We start from the raw sequence: 2364 nt of genomic DNA on the forward strand, positions 1-2364 counted from the left end.
CTGTACGATTGCCGTTCTCATCAATTTCATTTAAAACTAGAATATCCCCGACCTTGTAATTACGATCGTTGTAGCGAATTTCGGCTCTTTTCTGACATTGAGTAACGTCCATAAAATATTCAGATTTTATTTTTAATTCGTGTGTAGTCATGATTGGTTACCTAATATTTTTCCCCAATTTTGGGGAGAGTTGTTTATTATTTGTACTTTGATTCCCCCGAATCGGTGAATCAAAGATTGAAAAATGTTCGATTAATTATTCATTCTTATATACAAACCCATTTTTTATAAATGTCATCCAGTGCGTATTTGAACGTTTTCCGCTAATGTGTCCAAACACCGGTTTATACTCTGTTAGCGCTAAAATAGATTTAACTGGTATATCTGTTTCATTCCATTTAAATATTAATGTTCCGTTGTTTTTTAGTACGCGAAAACATTCACTAAAGCCTTTTCTTAAATCATCTTGCCAAGTTGACTTATTAAGTTGGCCATATTTTTTTGCTAGCCAACTGCGGCGGCCAACTTTGATTAGATGGGGCGGATCGAAACAAACCAGATGAAATGATTCATCTGAAAATGGCAAATTTGTAAAATCAAGTTGCACGTCTGGATTAATTTCTAACGCTCGCCCATCACATAAAATGTGATTCTCTTTTCGTTTATCGCAAAATAAAACTCGATCATCATGTTTGTTAAAATAGAACATTCTAGAGCCACAGCAAACATCTAGTACTGGTTTATTCATGATTATTTCCTATAGATAATAGAAATAGCACGCCAAATAATTAGCGCAGATATTTTTAATAAATTAATGGAATAGGGTGGTTGTTCAGTGAGTTATTAACAGATTTTGCGGATTAAAAAAGGGCATAATGCCCTTAATTTATAGTTTCTGTAATTGTTTCTTTTCTAGCTGTTGTTTAAACATCGAGGCAACAAAAGCACCGTCGCCAAAATGATCGTGAAGTCTTATACCGAAATTAGACCCCAGCATTTTAAAAACATCGTATAAGCGATTATCTATGTAGAAATCGTTCAACCAAAGCATGTGATGAACTAAACAAATTAGGTTGGTTCTGCTTACCTCAATCACATCTTTTCTTGTTTTTGCAACCCCACCCAACCACTCTATAGCCTCGTCGAACTTACTAGCAAGTAAATCTTGGTAACGTGGTATCTTGAAGTTTTCATAGAATTTAGTGTAGATAGCTTGGTAATGTTCACCAGTCCTGTATGAACGTTCGTTTACCGCTTGTTTGATTGCTTGTTGCTGTTCGGTGCTAATTGTTAATGAATATGAGCCTGTTTTGCGGATTGTTGGTAATACTTCATCAAATACCCAATTTTGGAAGTCTATGGCTTCTTTTTTATTACTGCGAAAAATAACGCGGTATAAATTAGGTTCGTTAATGAAAGTTAATTCTCTTTGTTGCCCAGATGACCTGAGGTACATTTTATGTACCCCAGCTTCAGAAAGATTGAAACGACTAGATTTAGCATTTGATATATTTAAAATTTCTGCTATATCTTTTAAGCAAAACAATGGCTCATTGTTTACTATTTGAATGCGTACTTGGGATTGGTTGAAGTTAAAAACAGATATTTGATTTGACATATTTTGTACCTTTCGTAAAGTTTAGTTAGTTGATCACTTAGTGGGTGATCGGGCTTCAACTACCGCTTTACGACGGCGAGACTTATTTCTCTTTCGAGTATTGTATTTCGTCTTCTCGACCCGATCATAGATATGATCAAATGCCTAAATAACAGGCATAAAAAAACCGCTAGGCTATCGGGTGCGGAAGTCCGCGTAAAGTTGTAGTATTTACAACTATACAACCCGATAAAATTATTGTCAAACTAAAAAGGTATACTGTCATCATCAAACGTATCTTGCTGCTGTTGACTAGCGTTATTATTGTCACGACCGCCTAAAATCTGCAACGTACCGCCTATTGGGTTAATAACAACTTCTGTCGTATAATGATCGTTACCTGATTGATCTTGCCATTTTCTCGTTTGTAGTTGCCCTTCAATATAAACTTGTGAGCCTTTTTTGATGTATTCGTTAGCAATTTCGGCTAACTTGCCATAAATAACAATTTTATGCCATTCAGTGCGCTCACGAGTTTCGCCAGTCTGTTTATCTTTCCAGGATTCTGATGTTGCTATACTTAAATTAGCTACAGCGTTACCATTTTGCATGTATCGAACTTCTGGGTCTTGTCCGACGTTGCCAACTAAAATCACCTTGTTTATTCCACGTGCCATTTTATTTCTCCAATTTTTTTACATCTCTGTATACATGATGATCATAAGTAAAATATTTCATAATTTACTCCTAAATATTGATTTAATCCG

Annotated in this window: 3 protein-coding genes and 1 pseudogene; all 4 read right to left on the bottom strand. The window is 35.3% G+C overall.

Annotated elements, in window-relative coordinates:
- Positions 1-151: DUF3850 domain-containing protein (locus tag A9G30_RS13575; protein WP_141671993.1), on the bottom strand; the 151-nt coding region annotated here is incomplete at its 3' end.
- A 105-nt stretch (positions 152-256) separates the two neighbouring features.
- Complete coding sequence (locus A9G30_RS04705) at positions 257-748, bottom strand: class I SAM-dependent methyltransferase (RefSeq protein ID WP_065588211.1); 492 nt, start codon at positions 746-748, stop codon at positions 257-259.
- A 138-nt stretch (positions 749-886) separates the two neighbouring features.
- Entirely contained in the window at positions 887-1618 is a 732-nt protein-coding gene (locus tag A9G30_RS04710; RefSeq protein WP_065588212.1) for a BRO-N domain-containing protein, read from the bottom strand.
- Positions 1619-1899: 281 nt separating this feature from the next.
- Positions 1900-2274 (bottom strand): annotated as a pseudogene (gene ssb, locus A9G30_RS04715) (single-stranded DNA-binding protein); the annotation flags it as partial.
- Positions 2275-2364 lie beyond the last annotated feature (90 nt).

It is taken from the genome of Gilliamella sp. Fer4-1, from assembly GCF_001690515.1.
GTDB lineage: Bacteria > Pseudomonadota > Gammaproteobacteria > Enterobacterales > Orbaceae > Gilliamella > Gilliamella apicola_C.